This window comes from Pseudarthrobacter sp. ATCC 49987, assembly GCF_009928425.1.
Classification (GTDB): Bacteria; Actinomycetota; Actinomycetes; order Actinomycetales; family Micrococcaceae; genus Arthrobacter.
The window spans coordinates 2639195-2656502 of sequence record NZ_JAABNS010000001.1 but is presented as its reverse complement, the minus strand read 5'-3'; the positions used below and the strand labels follow the sequence as shown (position 1 = coordinate 2656502).

The following is a 17308-nucleotide window of genomic DNA, read 5'->3' as shown; positions in this document are numbered from 1 at the left end:
ACAAGCAAAGACCCCGCCACGGTGGCCACTTTTGGGACTCAGTAACCAGCTCAGCGGGGGAAAGGTATTGGTCCATTGTAGTCAATCCTGTGGATAAACCAAAGATGGCTGCGGCGTGGATCACACCGTGTTCCCGCACCCCGGCCGGCTGCGCGGCGCCGGGCTACTTGCCGGCGTCGGGGATCCAGCAACTGTCTACGATGCCGGACACGGCCTGGGACTCGGTGCGCACCGTCGCCCGGTGTGCGATGGTGCGTCCGCCGTCGGGGCCGGCGTCGGCGGCGTTGGGGGTGATGTCCACGACTTTCCAGCCGACGACGGCGAACTTGGAATCCAGCGCCTTGACGGAACATTTGGCGGCAGTGGCCGGCTCCTTGGTGACCTGGAAATCCACCTCGGCCAGGGTGGCGTCCGGCGTGCTGTAGCCGATGTCCTTGAACGTAACGCTTTCCGTCGCGTTGGACGTTGAAATCCAAGCCATAAAGCCCATCCCGGCAGCAAGGGCAACGACCAGTGCGGTGCGTTTGGCTTTGCGGCTCAGCGTCCGCTTTTGACCGCCGTAACGATTGGCTAGGCTGGGAGATGCCGATGCGGGCGCGGCAGGCTGATCCTTGGAAGTCACTAGTCCAGTTTAGTGTGGATCGGGACGGGTATTCGCCGCTCCGCCGATCCGGCCGGCGGCGCCCGCCAAGAGTTCTGTACCTGTAGATGAAACCTGTAGATGAAAGAGGAGCCGTCCCACGATGACAGCGTCCACCAGCCCGTCAGCGCCGCTTCGGATGTTGGCTGTCCATGCTCATCCCGACGACGAATCCAGCAAGGGCGCCGCCACGATGGCCATGTACGCCGCATCAGGCGTCGACGTCCTGGTGGCCACGTGCACGGACGGCTCGCGCGGCGACATCCAGAACCCGGCGATGGAAGGCGTGCCGCACCCCAAACGCGACATGGCTGGAGCGCGCAGGCTCGAGATGGAGCACGCCGCCGCGGTACTGGGCGTCCGCCAGCGCTGGCTGGGCTTCGTGGATTCGGGGCTGCCCGAGGGCGACCCGCTGCCGCCGCTGCCGGCCGGCTCCTTCGCGACACTGCCGCTGGAACGGGCGGCCGCGCCGTTGGTCCGGCTGGTCCGCAGCTTCAAACCGCAGGTCATCCTGAGTTACGACGAGAACGGCGGCTACCCGCACCCGGACCACATCATGGCGCACCGCGTCGCCGTCGAGGCTTTCGAAGCCGCGGGGGACCCCGCCCGCTACCCGGGAACCGGCGAGGCCTGGGCGCCGAGCAAGCTCTACTACGACCGGGCCTTCAGCCCCGAACGGTTCCGGGCCCTGCATTTTGCGCTGGAGGAATCCGGGCTCCAGTCGCCCTACGCCGAGCGGATCGCCGCCTGGCTCGAAGCCGACGCGGAAGGCCACACCCCGCCGGCGTCGACCCACGCCACCACCACCCAGATCGAGTGCGGGGATTTCTTCGAAGCCCGCGATGACGCACTCCGTGCACACCGCACCCAGGTGGACCCGGAGGGCTTCTTCTTCGCCGTCTCGCCTGCGATGCAGCGCCGAGTCTGGCCGTGGGAGGACTACTCGCTGATCCAGTCCAGGGTCCCCGCCGACCTGCCTGAAAAGGACTTCTTCGCCGGGCTAAGATAGACCCAACAGGCCAGTTCTATGACGCGTAGAAGACGTCGTGGAAACAGTTCCAACTCCGCAGCCAGCCCCGTCGGGCCGCCATTTAGCCCCCATAGAAGGTCCTCACCGTGCAATCCTTGCTCACCGCCCTGGCAACCACCCCGGCGCCCGCTCCCTCGCCGTCGCTCCGCGAGGGATTGTCCCAGGACCAGGTGACGCCCGGCCTGCTGGGCTTCCTCCTGACCGCCTTCATCGTGGTGCTGACGGCGCTGCTCATTGTCGACATGGTCCGCCGCATCCGCCGCGTCCGCTACCGGGCCCAGGTGGAGGAGGAACGCGCGGCCGCCGCCGGGGCTTCCGTCAACGAGGGCGCTGCGCAGGCCACAGGGACCCAGGATCCGGCCGGCCAGCCCGGCGCCCGTCCGGACGCCGACGGTGATGCAGGACCCGGAAACCGCTGACCGCGGCACACCCCCGCCCTTCCCCGAGGCCGCCAATGCCCTGGGTGGAGAGCCCTCTGCCTACCTCCGGCAGCACGCCGGGAACCCCGTGCACTGGCGGCCCTTCGGCGACGCGGCGTTCGCTTTCGCCGCGGCCCGCGATGTGCCCGTCTTCCTTTCGGTCGGCTACGCGGCCTGCCACTGGTGCCACGTCATGGCCCGGGAATCCTTTGAAGACCCGGACACCGCGGACTTCCTGAACGCCAACTTCGTGGCCGTGAAGGTGGACCGCGAGGAGCGTCCCGACGTCGACGCCGTCTACATGGCCGCGACCCAGGCCATCAGCGGTGAAGGCGGCTGGCCGATGTCCGTCTTTCTGCTGCCCGATGGCCGGGCCTTCCACGCCGGCACCTACTACCCGCCCCGGCCGCAGCCGGGCCGGCCCTCCTTCCACCAGGTACTGGAAGCCGTGGCCGATGCGTGGCGGGAGCGCCGCGACACCGTGGAACAGAACGCCGACGCCCTGGCCCGCGGCCTCGCCGCTTCGCAACCGCGCGCCGCCGTGCGGCTGGACGGTGTGCCGGAGGCGCTCGACCCGTCCCTGCCCGGGGATGCCGTGCGGGCGCTGGCCGGCGACGAAGACCCCGTATACGGAGGCTTCGGCACCGCGCCGAAGTTCCCGCCGTCGGCCGTGCTGGAATTCCTGATCCGTCACGCCGCCGTTCCCGTCCGGGCTGTTTCCCGGCAGGCCGGGCCCTCGCTGGCCGGGGAGGCAGAGACCCCAGCCATGGCCCGGGACCTGGCGGGCCGGACCCTCGCCGCGATGTCCCGCTCGGCCCTGTTCGACCAGCTCGCCGGCGGCTTCGCCCGCTATTCCGTGACCCGCGACTGGTCCGTGCCGCACTTCGAGAAAATGCTCTACGACAACGCCCAGCTGCTGCGCGTCTACGTCCATTGGGTCCGGCTGGGCGGCACCCCCGGGTACCCCGCCGCGCAAGCCGCCGACGTCGCTGGCCGCACCGCCGGCTGGCTCCTCGCCTCACTGGGACTGGGGCACGCCGGTTCGGGCCCCGGAGCGGTGCCCGAGGCCCTGGCCTCGTCACTCGACGCCGATACTGTCGTGAACGGTGTCCACGCCGAGGGGGGCAGCTACCTGTGGACCCCGGCAGCCCTGGCCTCCGTGCTGGGACCCGCCGACGGCGCCGCCGTCGCCCGCCTCCTGAACGTCCACCCCCGCGGCACCGTCACCCCGGAGGGATCCCCCTTGCACCCCGGCCAGGCGTTCAGCGCCGACGAAGCGGGACTGTGGCAGCGGGTCCGGCCGGTGCTGCTCGCCGGGCGCTCCCGCCGGCCCCAGCCTGCCCGGGACGACAAGGTGGTGGCCGGCTGGAACGGGCTGGCGGTCGCGGCGCTGGCCGAGGCCGGCGCCGTGCTGGGACAACCCCGGCTGGCCGCCGCGGCCGGGAGGATTGCCAACTACCTGGAACGGGTGCACTGGCGTCCCGGTGCCGATGGCCAGCCCGGCACACTCATGCGGATCTCCCACGGCGGCGCCGCCCGGGGGATCGGCGGGCTCCTGGAGGACTACGCCTTCTGCGTCGAGGGCCTGATCGCGCTTTACGCCGTCTCCGGCCGGACACGCTGGTACCGGCTGGCCGAGGACATCCTGGCTGCAGCCTGCGCACGGTTCACCTCGGACGGCACGCTCAAGGACACCGCGGTGGAGCCTGCACAAGTCGCCAACGCCCACGGCGGACGCGCGTCGCTGGAGCTCTTCGACAATGCCACGCCGAGCGGCGCCGCCGCCTTCGCGGGCGCGCTGCTGTCCTGTGCGGCACTTTCAGGCTCCTCTGAATACCGGGCCCTCGCCGGCAACATCCTTTCGCTGCTGCCACCGCTGGCCACCCGCGCGCCGCGGGCGGCGGGCTGGCTCCTCGCGACGGCGCAGGCCGCGCTCGCCGGCCCGGTGGAGGCCGCCGTCGTCGGGCCGGACACGCCGGAACGGGCGGCACTGCACCGGGAGCTGCTGCTCTCGCCCAGCCCCGGGCTGGTGGTCGCCCTGCAGGACGACGCCAGGCCGGACAACGCCAGGCAGGACAACGACGCTGCCGTGCCCCTGTTGCGCGGCCGGGAGGCAGCGCCCGACGGAAGGCCTGTGGTCTATCTGTGCCGCGGGATGGTCTGCGGGCTTCCGCTGGGTTCTGCCGACGAGGTGCGGGACCGGCTGGCTACACTGGCGGAATGACTCCTCACCCCGGACCTGCTCCCGCACGCCGGGGCCCCGACCGGCGGGCCCTGACGCCGGAAATTCCCCACGTTTGAAGTCGGAGCCCGGTGTGTCGGGCAGAAGAGCCGGTGAGTCGCGGCGTCCTCCTCTCAAAGGTGGGGTGAGTCCGCGGAGGCAGGACGTCAGCTCAGGACGGCGATGGCAATCGCAATGTAGTGCGCGGCGAAGGCGAAGACCGTAAGGGCGTGGAAAAGTTCGTGGAAACCGAAGTGTTCGTAGCTGAAGTTTGGCTTCTTCAGCGCGTAGAAGATGGCGCCGGTGATGTAGAGGGCGCCGCCGACGCAGATCAGCACGGCGGAGGCAACATTGGCGGCGAAGAAGTCCGGGAGGTAGAACAGCGCGCCGCACCCCAGGGCGATGTAGATCGGCACGTAGAGCCAGCGCGGGGCATGGGTCCACAGCAGCCGGAACAGCACGCCCAGGATGGCGCCGGTCCAGATCACCCACAGGAGGAGTTCGGCCTTGGGCCGGTCCAGGAGTGCCCAGGCCAGCGGCGTGTAGCTGCCGGCGATCACCAGCATGATGTTCGTGTGGTCCAGCCGCTTCAGCACGATCTTGACCCGCGGCGACCAGTTGCCGCGGTGGTAGATGGCACTGATGCCGAACAACAGCACCCCGGTGAACGCATAGATGGCGCAGGCGATCTTCAGGTCCGGTGTCGGCGCCAGAATCACCAGCACCAGGCCGGCGGCCAGCGCCAGCGGAGCCGTCACGGTGTGGATCCATCCGCGCCACTTGGGTTTGATCATCAGGAGCTCGGCCAGCCGGACGGCAGCGTCGTCTATCGGGCCGGTTCCACGGTCCGGGGGATGCTCGGGCCGGGGCTCGGGGGTGTTGCTGTCCATGCCGCCATAATAAACTACGGTCCGGTAAGTTACCTGCGAGTAATAACGCCCGGGGGCCACAGTCGTCTCGTTCCTGCGCCCCGGCGGCCCCTGCGGCGGGTAGCCTAGGATGTGCACAGCAGTCGCACTTCAAGGAAGCCAGGTGAATCTCCGGATGGAAATGCCCGGGTTCCTCTATGGCTTCTACGAGCGCAAACTCCAGCGCTCGCTGGACCCGGAGCGCATCCCCCGGCATATCGGCGTCATGGTGGACGGCAACCGCCGCTGGGCCCGGCAGTTCAACGCCCCCACCAGCCAGGGCCACCAGGCCGGGGCCGACAAGATCCACGAGTTCCTTGGCTGGTGCCAGGAACTGGGCGTCAAAGTGGTCACCCTCTACATGCTCTCCACGGACAACATGAACCGCTCGAGCGAAGAACTCGACCTCCTCATGGCGATCATCGCCAACACGCTGGACCGGCTGGACGAGGACGCCGAAATCTCGGTCCATGCCATGGGCGCCCCGGAACTGCTGCCTGACTACCTCGCCGCACGGCTCAACCGGCTCACGGCCCGGACCCCGACGCGCGAGAAACTCCACGTCAATGTCGCCGTCGGCTACGGCGGACGCCGCGAAATCGTCGACGCCGTCCGCGAACTGCTGCACGACGCCGTCGCGCGCGGTGCGGACATCGGAAAACTGGCCGACGAACTGAGCGTCGACGACATCTCACGATTCCTCTACACGCGCGGCCAGCCCGATCCGGACCTCGTGATCAGGACCTCCGGGGAGCAGCGGCTCTCCGGCTTCCTGATGTGGCAAAGCGCGTACAGCGAGTTCTATTTCTGCGAAGCCCTGTGGCCCGCCTTCCGGAAAGTGGACTTCCTCCGGGCCCTCCGCGACTACGCCGGCAGGCAGCGCCGTTACGGTTCCTGACGCGTCATGAGCTGTTCACACGATGGCAACAAGAATCGCCGACGAATTGGCACAGAAACGCCGCGCCCCGGACGTACGTTAATCCCATCAGCAGGCAAACCGCCGGCTGATCGGGGAGGCCAGTACATGGAGCGGAAGTTCGCACCGGGTGTATGGGAGGCCGCGTCCGGCCTCCAGGCCGAGCCGCCTCACCACTAACAATTCCGGGCATGCGCCCCGGGGCTGGAGTCGATGTGGCTATTTCTGAACAACTGCCCGACGTCGTGACCGACCAGGGACAGAAAGCTACCTCTCGCGCCAAGCGAGCCACCTCAAAGACCGGTGCAGCGGAGATTGACGCTGCGGCCGGTCTTGCTGTTTCCGGGGAAGGGACAGCAAGTATGGAACCGGCCCGGAGCTTCGTGATCGACACCTCGGTGCTGCTCTCGGACCCGCGGGCGCTGCTGCGCTTCGCGGAGCATGAAGTGATCCTGCCGATCGTCGTCATCACCGAACTCGAAGGCAAGCGGCACGATCCCGAGCTCGGCTATTTCGCCCGCAAGGCACTCAGGCTCCTGGACGACCTGCGGGTGGAACACGGCGGGCTCGACCGCCCCATCCCCCTCGGGCACGACGGCGGCACGCTCATGGTGGAGCTGAACCACATCTCCGCCGAGGTGCTCCCCGCAGGCTTCCGCGGCGGGGACAACGACAGCCGGATCCTCGCCGTCGCCAAGAACCTCGCCAACGAAGGGCGGGACGTCACGGTGGTGTCCAAGGACCTTCCGATGCGCGTCAAGGCCTCGGCCATGGGGCTGCAGGCCGACGAGTACCGCAACGAACTCGTCAAGGACTCGGGCTGGACCGGCGTCGCGGAAATCGACGCGAGCGAGGAGGAAGTCTCCACCCTCTACGGCCACGAGCCCGTCTTCATCCCGGAGGCGGCCGAGATGCCGACGAACACCGGCCTGGTGCTCCTCTCTCAGCGGGGCTCTGCGCTGGGCCGGGTAGGCGCCGACAAGCAGGTCCGGCTGGTGAAGGGCGACCGCGACGTGTTCGGTCTGCACGGGCGGTCGGCCGAACAGCGGCTGGCGATCGACCTGCTGATGGACCCCTCCGTGGGCATTGTGTCCCTCGGCGGCCGCGCCGGCACGGGAAAGTCCGCGCTGGCCCTGTGCGCGGGCCTCGAAGCCGTCCTGGAGCGCCAGGAACACCGCAAGGTCATCGTCTTCCGGCCGCTCTACGCGGTGGGCGGGCAGGAGCTCGGCTACCTGCCCGGCTCCGAGGCGGAGAAAATGAACCCGTGGGCGCAGGCCGTCTTCGACACGCTCGGCGCCCTGGTCAGCCAGGAGGTCGTGGAGGAAGTGATGGACCGCGGCATGCTCGAGGTGATGCCGCTGACCCACATCCGGGGCCGGTCGCTGCATGACGCGTTCGTGATCGTGGATGAGGCCCAGTCGCTGGAGAAGAACGTGCTGCTGACCGTCATGAGCCGGATCGGGCAGAACTCCAAGATCGTCCTGACCCACGACGTCGCCCAGCGCGACAACCTCCGGGTCGGCCGGCACGACGGCGTGGCCGCCGTCGTCGAGACGCTCAAGGGGCATCCGCTCTTCGGCCACGTCACCCTCACGCGTTCGGAGCGCTCGCCGATCGCTGCGCTTGTTACGGAGTTGCTCGAGGGGGCGGAGATCTAAGCCGGGTTCTTCGACTCGCCTCTGCTGGGGGCCGTGGCCGGGTTCGCCGGGTCGCGGCCCTTCGCCGTCGCTTAGCGCAGAGGTCCCTTCCCAAGGCTCGCAAGCTCGCCTCGGGGCCCTCGGGACGCTGCTTACGTCGCATGGGGCCCACTGCGGTCGCGGGGCGACCTCCGCTTCGCTTTGGTCGGCAATGCGCTCCTACGCGAAGGACCGCGACCCGGCGTGCGGCTCTGTCACCTTTGTTGCCTTTGTCGCCTTTATTCCTGGATCCCCAGGTATTTTGCCGTGGGGTCGTGGCCTTGCACTTGCAGGTGCCAGTCGGGGCGGTTGAACGTGGCGGGGGTGAGGCGGACTTTTTGGGCTTCCTGGCGCTGGCCGCCCCAAGTGACGCGGGTGACGCCGTTGAGTTCGTAGCCGAGAGAACGGGAGACGCCGAGGGACTGCTGGTTCCAGGCGGCCGCCTCGGATTCCGCGACCTCCGCGCCGAGCCAGTCGAAGGCATAGAGGGCGACGGCGGCGCGCATCTCCTTGCCGAGTCCGCGGCCGTGCACGCTTTGTTTGAGCCAGGATCCGGTGCTCACCGTTTTCAGGGTGGCGAAGTCCCTGGCCTCGATGTCCTGGCAGCCGATGAACTCGTCCTCGTGCCAGATGCCCAGCAGCAGGGTCCATTCCTGCGGCGACATGTTCCCGCGGCAGCGCCAGTACCACTGCGCCATATTCGGACCGAGCTCCTCCGGCGGGGCCTCGGCCCAGGGCCGGCTGAACGGGCTGCGGCCCGGCTCGTGGATGCCGCTCAGGGCCGCCTGCACCGCCACGGGGATCTCCTCGTCGCGGATGGGCCGCAGCGCCAGGCGTGGTGTGGTCAGGGTGAGGCCGAAGGGCGGCCAGTAGCGGGCGAGTTCAGTCATCCGGGAAGCCTAGCCGCGCAGCCGGGGCCCAGCCAGTCACACGCGCCTTCAGCCCGCCGGGAGTTCCCAGCTGATGTGCCGGCGGACATCCGTGAGGTTCATGGACTCGGCGAGGAACAAGTCATCCAGCATGTACTCATCCACGGCCAGGATCCGGATCCAGTGCCCATACCCGTCCGGTCCGTCCCCTTCCTGCCCGCCCTCCAGCCAGCGGCTCGCGACGCAAACGCCCGTGCCGGCGTCGATCCTCACCAGCGTGCGGCCCGGCCGGCACAGCGGCGACCCGGGGTCGCTGGGACGGTAGCCGGGGTTCGGAGTCACGGTGGCTTCCAGCGCGGGTCGGCCTTCGTGCAGCACTTCGGTGATGGTGCCCAGTTCCACAGCATTTGAATTGGGGAATTCGAGCGGGACGGGGGCGTTGCCGGCCAGTTCCACCGGGTCCAGCGCGGCGGCGAACCGGCCGTTGCCGAAGCCGGGCTCGCCGTAGGCGGCTTCGGGGCGGCGCCGGACCAGGCCGCGGTCGTCGTAGACCGGGGTGACGAGGTGGGGCGGCAGTAACCAGGTCTTCCTGGTGGAGCGGACGTAGAACACGTCACGGGAATCATTGATGCCGGTGGTGCTTTGCAGGACCAGGCCGTCGGCCGTCTCCAGCCGCAGGGCCCCGGGGCGGCGAAGCCAGGCACGGACCAGGTCCGGGGGCGGTGCCGTTTCAGGGGCACCGGAACCGGCGGCGAGGGGCCGGTCAAGGTACTCGAAGCGCAGGGAGTGCCATTTCCACGGCGAGGAGCGGCACAGGTTCCGGAAAGCGGCCGCCTGTTCCGCGGGGTCCCCGGGCGTGCGCGGCCCGCGCGCGTTTGCGTTGTCCCATGCGGCCATATCCACAGTTTACGCGCGGGCCCCGCCACGCCAGCCGGAAATTCCAGTAGCATCCGAGAGTGATCCAACGACTCGGTGGACTGGGCGAAGTGACCCCGCTGGCCTTCTGGCTGGTGCTTCTGGCGTGCACCTACCTTGCGGTCACCGCCGTCCGCCTCGCGGTCATCGACGTCAGGCACCATCTGCTGCCGGACCGGATCGTCTTTCCGGCCTACGCCGTCGCCGGGGTGCTGCTGCTGGGTGCAGTGGCGGTCCACGCGGCGTCGGGAGCCCCGGCCGCGGCTGCCGTGCCCGACGGCGGGGCCGGGCTCTTCGGGGTGCCCGGACTGCGCGTGGTGGCCGGGGGAGCGGCGTTGTGGCTTTTCTACTTCCTGCTGCGGGCCGCGTACCCGCCGGGGATGGGTTTTGGCGACGTCAAGCTGGCAGGCGTGCTCGGAATGTATCTGGGCTTCCTCGGCTGGCCGCACGTGTTTGCCGGGACCTTCGCCGCGTTCCTTTTCGGCGGGCTGTGGAGCCTGGGCCTGCTGGTTTCGCGGCGCGGCAACCTGAAATCGAGCATCCCCTTCGGGCCGTTCATGCTGGCCGGCGCCGCCGCGGCCATGCTCCTTCTCCCGGCGGCCTGAGGCGGAGACCCCCGTGCCCGTTGGCTAGGCTGGCGGGATGGCTACCCCCGATTTCATTCTCAAGCTCCGTGCCAAGGTTGGTCACGAGACCCTCTGGATTCCCGGCGCCCGGGCCGTCGTGTTCGACGACGCCGGCCGGGTCCTGCTCGGCCAGCGGGCCGACAACGGCCGCTGGGGGCTGATCACCGGGATTCTGGAGCCCGGCGAAGAGCCGGCGACGGGCCTGCTGCGGGAGGTCCTGGAGGAGACCGGTGTCGTGGCCGCCGCCGAACGGCTCGTCTCGGTGGACGCCGTCGGGCCCACCACCTATCCGAACGGCGACGTCTGCCACTTCCTGACGCTCGTGTTCCGGTGCCGTTATGTCTCCGGGGAGGCGCGGGTCAACGACGACGAATCCCTCGCCGTGGGCTGGTTCCGGCCGGAGGAGTTCCCCGAGCTGATGCCCGGGCACCTGGAGAGCATTAAGCGTGCCGGGCAGGCCGACGGGGCTGCCCACTTCCGGCGCTAGCTGTACTCAGCCAGCAGGTTGGTTACATCTGCTGATGGGTGGTTGCGGCGGTGGTTGTAGAAGTCTAGCCAGCCCGTGAGGGCCTGTGTGCGGTCGTCGCTGGAGTCATAGGCGTTCTTATAGGCCCAGCCTTCCTGGAGAGTGCGGTTGAACCGCTCGGCCTTGCCGTTCTGCCACGGGCTGCGCGGTTTGGTGCGCCGGTGTTTGGCGCCGAGATCCGCGATGGCCGTAGCGAAGTCCGCGGACCGGATGTAGGCCAGGGCGTTGTCGGTCATGACTTCGCGCACCGGTGCCCCGTTCGCGGCCATGAACGCCGCGGCGTTGGTCAGGAACCGGGCGCAGGTCGGCCCTTTCTCGTCGGGCAGGACCTCAACGTAGGCCAGGCGGGAGTGGTCATCCACGGCGACGTGGACGTAGTCGTACCCGATGCCGCGGCCTCTGACGGCTTCGCTGCGGCCATGGACCCGCCAGCCGCCGCCGTTCGCTATGCCGCCGAGTTTCTTGACGTCGATATGCAGCAACTCTCCGGCGGTGTCGCGTTCGTAACGGTGGTCGGTGGCCCGGCCGGCCCGGATGCGTTCGCCGCTGATCGGGTCCAGTTCCCACAACCGGGGCAGCCCGGCCCTGGCGATGATCCTAGAGACCGTGCGGGCCGGGACCTTGCAGCGTTCGGCCAGCTCGACCGGGCCTTCGCGGTGCTTCTCCCGAGCCGCGAGCACGTCCTCGATCTTCGCCTCGGGGGTGGCGTGCGGGCACGAATGCGGGCGTGAGGACCGGTCCTCCATCCCGTCCCAGCCGTGTTCGACATAGCGCTTGAGCCACCGGTGGGCGCATGCGCGGGAAACACCCATTTCCTTCGCCACATGCGCCACGGGACGGCCGCCCAGAAGACGCTGGACAAGGATGCTTCTACCGGCAGGAGTCAGACGGGCATTACGGTGGACCATGAAGACCTCTTAGTCGTTAGGTGTGTGTGGTAACCACCAACCTAAGAGGTCTTCACCCTTTTCAACATGTAACCAACGTCCTGGCCGAGTACAGCTGATATGTAGTTGTTCCTTGTCAAGAGGGCAAGGGTGAGCGGTCCAAGACTGGATGTCTTGGACCGCTCACCTGTGTTCGTTCCCTGCCTGGTCCGGCCGGCCGGCGCGTCATGATCGACGGCGCTGTCAGACTGATATGCGCGGGTTGGCTGCCGCAGGACGAGGTGTTCGGCTGGAGGGGTGCCGCTGGTCTAGCAATGTCGGGCGTCACCGGGGATTGCCGGTTGTCCATAGTTGTATCGCGGGTCTCCTCCACGCTGCCGAGCCATCCAGGCCGGCCGGGAACGGCACACCTCTATTCATCGGTCCATGGCTGCTCCCGTTGGACTTGGGCGGCGAGAGACCAGCACCAGCCAGCCAGTTCGCGGGCGACGGCGACGTTAGCGATGACCCGGCGTTTGTGCCTGGCTTCGAACTGGTCCCACCTGTGATGCAGCCGGTGGTTGCCTTGATGGCCGCGGACCCGGGAGACCTCATCGGCTGCGTCCCAGCGGGCGCGCATGTCCCGGCTGGCATGGGTGTAGGGGCGGCGATGGTGCCAGGCGGCCTCGACCAGCAGGCGGCGGGCATGGATGTTGCCGGTTTTAGTGATCCCGCCCTGGGACCGGGAAGCGCCGGATGAATGCTCCGAGGGAACCAGACCCAGATACGCGCCGATCGTAGAGCCGGTGAAGCGGGTCCAGTCACCAATCTCCACCGCGAGGCCGAAAGCGGTGAGCACCGAGATCCCGCGCAGGCACATCAAAGCGTGGACCACGGGGGCGTAGCGGTCGGTCGCAGCGAGGGCCGTGATCTTCGCGTCCAACCTGTTCCTGCGGTCCAGTGTCAGTTCTGCCGCTTCCAGACAGGCCTCGTACGCGGCCTGCAGGGCAGGGTCATCGAATCGTTGCCGGTGCAGCCAGGTGTGGTGGGCGTCGGTCCAGGCATGGCCGCCGGAGTAGACCAGGCCATGGCGCAGCAGGAGCTTGGAAACGCGGTTCCTGGCCCGCATCAAATCCGCGCGGACGTCCTCACGGGCACGCACCAGATCCCGGGCTGCTTCATCCGCACGGCCCGGAACCCGCACGGACGTTATCTGTCCGAGCAGGGCCAACCGGGCCAGATGCTCAGCATCGCGCGCATCGGTCTTCACCCGGTCCCCGGGCGGCCGCTGAAGCTTCGAGGGCGCCACAACCAGGCACTCGATCCCTGCACCGACCAGTAACCGGGCCAATCCGAATCCGGTTGGCCCTGCCTCATAGACAACGAGGACCGGGCCCGGCAACCCGGAAACCCACTCGGCGACCCCGGCATCGTTGGCGGCCAGGCTCTGCCTCAGGATCTCGCCCGTTTCACGGTCGATCGCGCAGCCCTTCACACTGCGCGCATGGACATCCAAACCGACGTAAGTACGCTTATTCATGGCTGGAACCTCCAGACGTTCAAATGTGGCTCTGCCAGTCCACACCCCCGCAGGTATGCGGGGGAAGACCCGGACCGGTAACCCACGAACCTCTTTGAACCCGAGGTTCCAGTCCTACATCAGGACCGGCCCACCACACTTCATATCGTCTAGCGGTGCAGGCTGTGGAGTTCGTCGTCTGCCGGCGCGTCTGGGACCGGCTCCGGAGGCGAGGTGACTCCGGCGTGGCGTTCGGCCTCAAGGCGTTCGGCCTCCTCGCCGCCCACGGCCTCGCCGCGGGCCACCATGCCGGCGGTGTCCGAGAGCGGGATCTGCTTCAGGGTCAGCGCGAGCACCAGGGCGATCCCGAGGAACGGCAGCAGGTACCAGAACACGGGGGCCAGTGAATCGGCGTAGGCGTTGACGATTGCGTCCTTGAGCTGGGCCGGGAGCTGGCTGAGGGCCTGCGGGTCCAGGGTGCGGGTGGACTGCGACGCCTGCTCCGCCGTGGCGCCCGCTCCGGTGAACGCCCGGGACAGGGACTCGGAGAGCCGGGCGGTGAAGATGGAACCAAAGACCGCGACGCCGAGCGAGGCGCCCACTTCACGGAAGTAGTTGTTGGTGCTAGTGGCCGTGCCGATCTGTTCGGCGGGAACGGAGTTCTGCACCACCAGCACGATCACCTGCATGATGGAGCCGAGTCCGGCCCCGAAGATGAACAGCTGGACGCAAATGATCCAGATGGGGGTCGCGGCGGTGAGCGTGGTCAGCCACAGCATCGCGGCAATGGTGAGGACGGCCCCAAGGATCGGGAACATCTTGTACTTGCCGGTCTTGGAGATGCGGATGCCCGAGAAGATGGCCATGCCCATCAGCCCCACCATCATGGGCAGCATCAGCAGGCCGGACTCCGCCGCGGAGGTCCCGGAGGACATCTGCAGGAACGTGGGGACAAAGGCGATGGCGGCAAACATGCCCAGGCCAAGGGTGAAGCCGATCGCCGTGGAGTTGACGAAAATCCGGTTCCTGAACAGGCTCAACGGGATGATGGGGTCCTCGGCCCTGCGCTCCATGAGGACGAAGGCGACGGCGGCAAGCACCATGCCGGCGCCGAAGGCCCACGTCAGCGGGGAATCCCAGCCTTCATCCTTCTTGCCGCCGAAATCAGTGAAGAAGATCAGGCAGGTGGTGGCCGCGGACAGCAGGAGCACACCCAGGATGTCGATCCGCTTTTCGGCCTTCTTGTTGGGCAGGGTCAGCGTGAACCAGGCAATGGTGAACGCCGCGATGCCGATCGGGATGTTGATGTAGAAGGCCCATTCCCACGTCAGGTGGTCCACGAAGTAGCCGCCCAGGAGCGGGCCGGCGACGGCGGACAGGCCGAAGATGGCGCCCAGCGGGCCCATGTACTTGCCGCGGTCCTTGGCCGGGACGATGTCGGCGATGATGGCCTGCGAGAGGATCATGAGCCCGCCGCCGCCCAGGCCCTGGACGGCGCGGAAGATGACGAAGCCCCAGAAGTCTGTGGCGAAGGCGCAGCCGATCGAGGCCAGCGTGAACAGGGCGATGGCAACCAGGAACAGGTTCCGGCGGCCCAGGATGTCGCCGAACTTGCCGTAGATCGGCATCACGATGGTGGTGGCCAGCAGGTAGGCGGTGGTGATCCACGCCTGGTGTTCCACGCCCCCGAGCTTGCCGACGATGGTGGGCATGGCGGTGGAGACAATCGTCTGGTCCAGGCTGGAGAGCAGCATGCCGGCGATCAGGGCGGAGAAAATGATCCAGATGCGTTTCTGGGTCAGCAGCAGCGGCTCGGCTGCCGGTGTGATGCTGGCGGTGGAACTCATTGGGGTCCTTCGGTGGAGACGGACGGGGCGATGTCCAGGGGCTGGCAAAAAAGTGAGCGGGCGGCTGCGACGTTTTCGAGCAGCATGTCCTCGTAGGGGCGGGTGTTGTCCGCGGAGAAGTAGGCGGCGCTCGTCTTCCGGGCGATGTTGCCCAGGAGCAGGACGGCCATACGGACCACCGGGTGGTCCGGCGGGACGCTTTCCCGGGCCGCGAGCATTCGGGCGAATTCGGCTTCGCGCTGTTCCGAGGCGCCGATGATCCGCAGCATCAGCTGGGGTTCCTTTTGGATGACGCCGATCAGCTGGCGGGTTTCTTCCTCGCCGGCGGTCATCTGTTCGGACAGGTCAAGAGAGAGCTGCACGAGGTCCGACAGCAGGGTGGGGGAGATCGCGCCGGCCGGGGAGCCGGCCCCGCCCGCCACGAAGCGACTGACGACGGCGGCCGGGAAGTCGTCGTCGACGTGTCCGATGATGGCGTCTTCCTTGGTGGGGAAGTAGTTAAAAAACGTCCGGCGGGAGATTCCCGTCCGTTCGCAGACCTCCTCCACCGTGTAGCCGTTCAGGCCATGCGCTGCCGTCAGGGAACGTGCGACGGCGGTGATCGCCGCCCGCGTCGCGGCGCGCTTGCGCTCGCGGAGTCCGCCCTCAATAATTGCACTTTCATTCACAAAGTAAATATTTGCACTTTGTTTTGGTAAGTGCAACATTATCGGCCGGTGCCGGTACCCGGCCCCAGGGCGGCCGGAACATCGGCGCCACGAACGACGCCGGCCGGCACCTTTCACGCAAAGGTGCCGGCCGGCGTCGGACGTTCTGGCGGGAGAGCGGGCGTCCCGCCCGCGGGGACCTAGGCCTTGTGCGGCGGACGGGTCATGGACATAACGTCCAGGGCGGTGTCCAGCTGCTCCTCGGTCAGTTCGCCGCGCTCCAGGAAGCCCATCGCCACCACAGTTTCGCGGATGGTCAGGCCCTCGGCCACGGACTTCTTCGCGATCTTCGCGGCGTTCTCGTAACCGATGAACTTGTTCAGCGGCGTGACGATCGACGGCGAAGCCTCGGCCAGGAAGCGGGCGCGCTCGACGTTGGCGGTGATGCCGTCGATCATCTTGTCCGCCATGACGCGGCTGGTGTTGGCCAGCAGGCGCACGGACTCGAGCAGGTTGGCGGCCATCACGGGGATGCCGACGTTGAGCTCGAAGGCGCCGTTGGTGCCGGACCAGGCGATGGCGGTGTCGTTGCCGATGACCTGGGCGCAGACCATGATGGAGGCCTCGCAGATCACCGGGTTGACCTTGCCGGGCATGATCGAGGAGCCCGGCTGCAGGTCCGGGATCGAGATTTCGCCGAGGCCGGTGTTGGGGCCGGAGCCCATCCAGCGAAGGTCGTTGTTGATCTTCATGAAGGAGATCGCGATGTTGCGCAGCTGGCTGGACGCCTCGATCAGGCCGTCTCGGTTGGCCTGCGCCTCGAAGTGGTCGCGGGCCTCGGTCAGCGGCAGCCCGGTGTCGGCGGCCAGCAGTTCGATGACGCGCTCCGGGAAGCCGGCGGGGGTGTTGATGCCGGTGCCGACGGCGGTGCCGCCGAGCGGAACCTCAGCGACGCGGGGGAGGGAGGCATTGATGCGCTCGACGCCGTAGCGGACCTGCGCGGCGTAGCCGCCGAACTCCTGGCCCAGCGTCACCGGCGTGGCGTCCATGAGGTGGGTGCGGCCGGACTTCACGACGTCCTTGAACTCGACGGCCTTACGCTCCAGGGACTCCGCGAGGTAGCCCAGTGCCGGGATCAGGTCGTTGATCAGTGCGGACGTGGCAGCCACGTGGACCGAGGTGGGGAAGACGTCGTTGGAGGACTGTGAGGCGTTGACGTGGTCGTTGGGGTGGACCACCTTGTCGCTGCCGGCGGCCTTGAGCGCGCGGGTGGCCAGTTCGGCAAGCACCTCGTTGGTGTTCATGTTGGAGGAAGTGCCCGAGCCGGTCTGGAAGACGTCGATCGGGAAGTCGCCGTCGTACTTTCCGGTGGCGACCTCATCGGCAGCGTCCGCGATCGCCTGGGCGAGCTCGCCGTCGAGCACTCCGAGTTCGGCGTTGGCCTGCGCTGCGGCCTTCTTGACGCGGGCGAGGGCTTCGATGTGGGCGCGCTCGAGGGTCTTGCCGGAGATCGGGAAGTTTTCGACGGCACGCTGTGTCTGGGCACGGTACAGGGCGTTCACGGGGACGCGGACTTCGCCCATCGTGTCGTGTTCAATGCGGAACTCTTCGGTGTTCAACTCTTCTGTGGAAGTCATGGGGCTAGCTTATTGGGCGGAGGCGTTCCATCGAAAACCGTGAAGT

At 67.9% G+C, this 17308-nt stretch carries 16 protein-coding genes; 7 read left to right on the top strand and 9 right to left on the bottom strand.

Annotation, left to right across the window (positions count from 1 at the left end; genetic code table 11):
- Positions 1–163: 163 nt before the first annotated feature.
- Positions 164–622 carry a DUF4307 domain-containing protein gene (locus GXK59_RS12330; RefSeq protein ID WP_160667144.1) on the bottom strand — a complete coding sequence of 153 codons (459 nt, stop codon included), beginning with the start codon at positions 620–622 and terminating at the stop codon, positions 164–166.
- Between the two features lie 121 nt (positions 623–743).
- Between GXK59_RS12330 and mca the strand changes: the two genes are divergently transcribed.
- From mca to GXK59_RS12315, 3 genes are all read left to right on the top strand, one after another.
- A complete protein-coding gene (gene mca / locus GXK59_RS12325) occupies positions 744–1649 on the top strand; it encodes a mycothiol conjugate amidase Mca (RefSeq protein WP_160667142.1) in 906 nt (301 codons plus the stop codon).
- Between the two features lie 107 nt (positions 1650–1756).
- Positions 1757–2089, top strand: coding sequence for a hypothetical protein (locus GXK59_RS12320; RefSeq protein WP_160667140.1), 333 nt, complete (start codon positions 1757–1759; stop codon positions 2087–2089).
- Positions 2067–4313, top strand: a complete 2247-nt coding sequence (locus GXK59_RS12315) for a thioredoxin domain-containing protein (RefSeq protein ID WP_160667138.1) — start codon at positions 2067–2069, stop codon at positions 4311–4313. Before GXK59_RS12320 ends, GXK59_RS12315 begins: the two co-directional genes overlap by 23 nt.
- Before the next feature lie 164 nt (positions 4314–4477).
- On the opposite strand, the gene trhA is transcribed toward GXK59_RS12315, so the two are convergent.
- Complete coding sequence (trhA, locus tag GXK59_RS12310; RefSeq protein ID WP_202129121.1) at positions 4478–5200, bottom strand: PAQR family membrane homeostasis protein TrhA; 723 nt, start codon at positions 5198–5200, stop codon at positions 4478–4480.
- Positions 5201–5354: 154 nt separating this feature from the next.
- Between trhA and GXK59_RS12305 the strand changes: the two genes are divergently transcribed.
- Both GXK59_RS12305 and GXK59_RS12300 read left to right on the top strand, forming a co-directional pair.
- Positions 5355–6116, top strand: coding sequence for an isoprenyl transferase (locus GXK59_RS12305; RefSeq protein WP_160669140.1), 762 nt, complete (start codon positions 5355–5357; stop codon positions 6114–6116).
- Positions 6117–6349: 233 nt separating this feature from the next.
- Positions 6350–7792, top strand: coding sequence for a PhoH family protein (locus GXK59_RS12300; RefSeq protein WP_160667136.1), 1443 nt, complete (start codon positions 6350–6352; stop codon positions 7790–7792).
- Positions 7793–8049: 257 nt separating this feature from the next.
- On the opposite strand, the gene GXK59_RS12295 is transcribed toward GXK59_RS12300, so the two are convergent.
- Positions 8050–8700, bottom strand: a complete 651-nt coding sequence (locus GXK59_RS12295; protein ID WP_160667134.1) for a GNAT family N-acetyltransferase — start codon at positions 8698–8700, stop codon at positions 8050–8052.
- A 48-nt stretch (positions 8701–8748) separates the two neighbouring features.
- On the bottom strand, positions 8749–9576 hold the full coding sequence (locus GXK59_RS12290; RefSeq protein ID WP_160667132.1) for a hypothetical protein: 828 nt from the start codon (positions 9574–9576) through the stop codon (positions 8749–8751).
- Positions 9577–9635: 59 nt separating this feature from the next.
- Between GXK59_RS12290 and GXK59_RS12285 the strand changes: the two genes are divergently transcribed.
- Positions 9636–10199: a prepilin peptidase gene (locus tag GXK59_RS12285; RefSeq protein ID WP_160667130.1), complete on the top strand. Its 564-nt coding sequence runs from the start codon at positions 9636–9638 to the stop codon at positions 10197–10199.
- Positions 10200–10236: 37 nt separating this feature from the next.
- Positions 10237–10707 (top strand): NUDIX hydrolase, encoded by a 471-nt coding sequence (locus GXK59_RS12280; RefSeq protein ID WP_160667128.1) that lies wholly within the window; start codon positions 10237–10239, stop codon positions 10705–10707.
- Here the strand turns inward: GXK59_RS12280 and GXK59_RS12275 are convergent.
- The 5 genes from GXK59_RS12275 to GXK59_RS12255 all read right to left on the bottom strand — a co-directional run bounded on the left by GXK59_RS12275 (position 10704) and on the right by GXK59_RS12255 (position 17262).
- The gene (locus GXK59_RS12275; protein ID WP_160667126.1) at positions 10704–11654 is read right to left on the bottom strand and encodes an IS481 family transposase; all 951 of its coding nucleotides are present in this window, start codon (positions 11652–11654) and stop codon (positions 10704–10706) included. The two genes, GXK59_RS12280 and GXK59_RS12275, sit on opposite strands and share 4 nt — an antisense overlap.
- Positions 11655–12045: 391 nt before the next feature.
- Positions 12046–13152: an IS110 family transposase gene (locus tag GXK59_RS12270; RefSeq protein WP_160667124.1), complete on the bottom strand. Its 1107-nt coding sequence runs from the start codon at positions 13150–13152 to the stop codon at positions 12046–12048.
- Between the two features lie 149 nt (positions 13153–13301).
- Entirely contained in the window at positions 13302–14978 is a 1677-nt protein-coding gene (locus tag GXK59_RS12265; protein ID WP_160667122.1) for an MDR family MFS transporter, read from the bottom strand.
- Entirely contained in the window at positions 14975–15646 is a 672-nt protein-coding gene (locus GXK59_RS12260; protein WP_160667120.1) for a TetR/AcrR family transcriptional regulator, read from the bottom strand. The genes GXK59_RS12265 and GXK59_RS12260 overlap by 4 nt, the downstream gene beginning before the upstream one ends.
- Before the next feature lie 179 nt (positions 15647–15825).
- On the bottom strand, positions 15826–17262 hold the full coding sequence (locus tag GXK59_RS12255) for a class II fumarate hydratase (RefSeq protein WP_160667118.1): 1437 nt from the start codon (positions 17260–17262) through the stop codon (positions 15826–15828).
- Positions 17263–17308 lie beyond the last annotated feature (46 nt).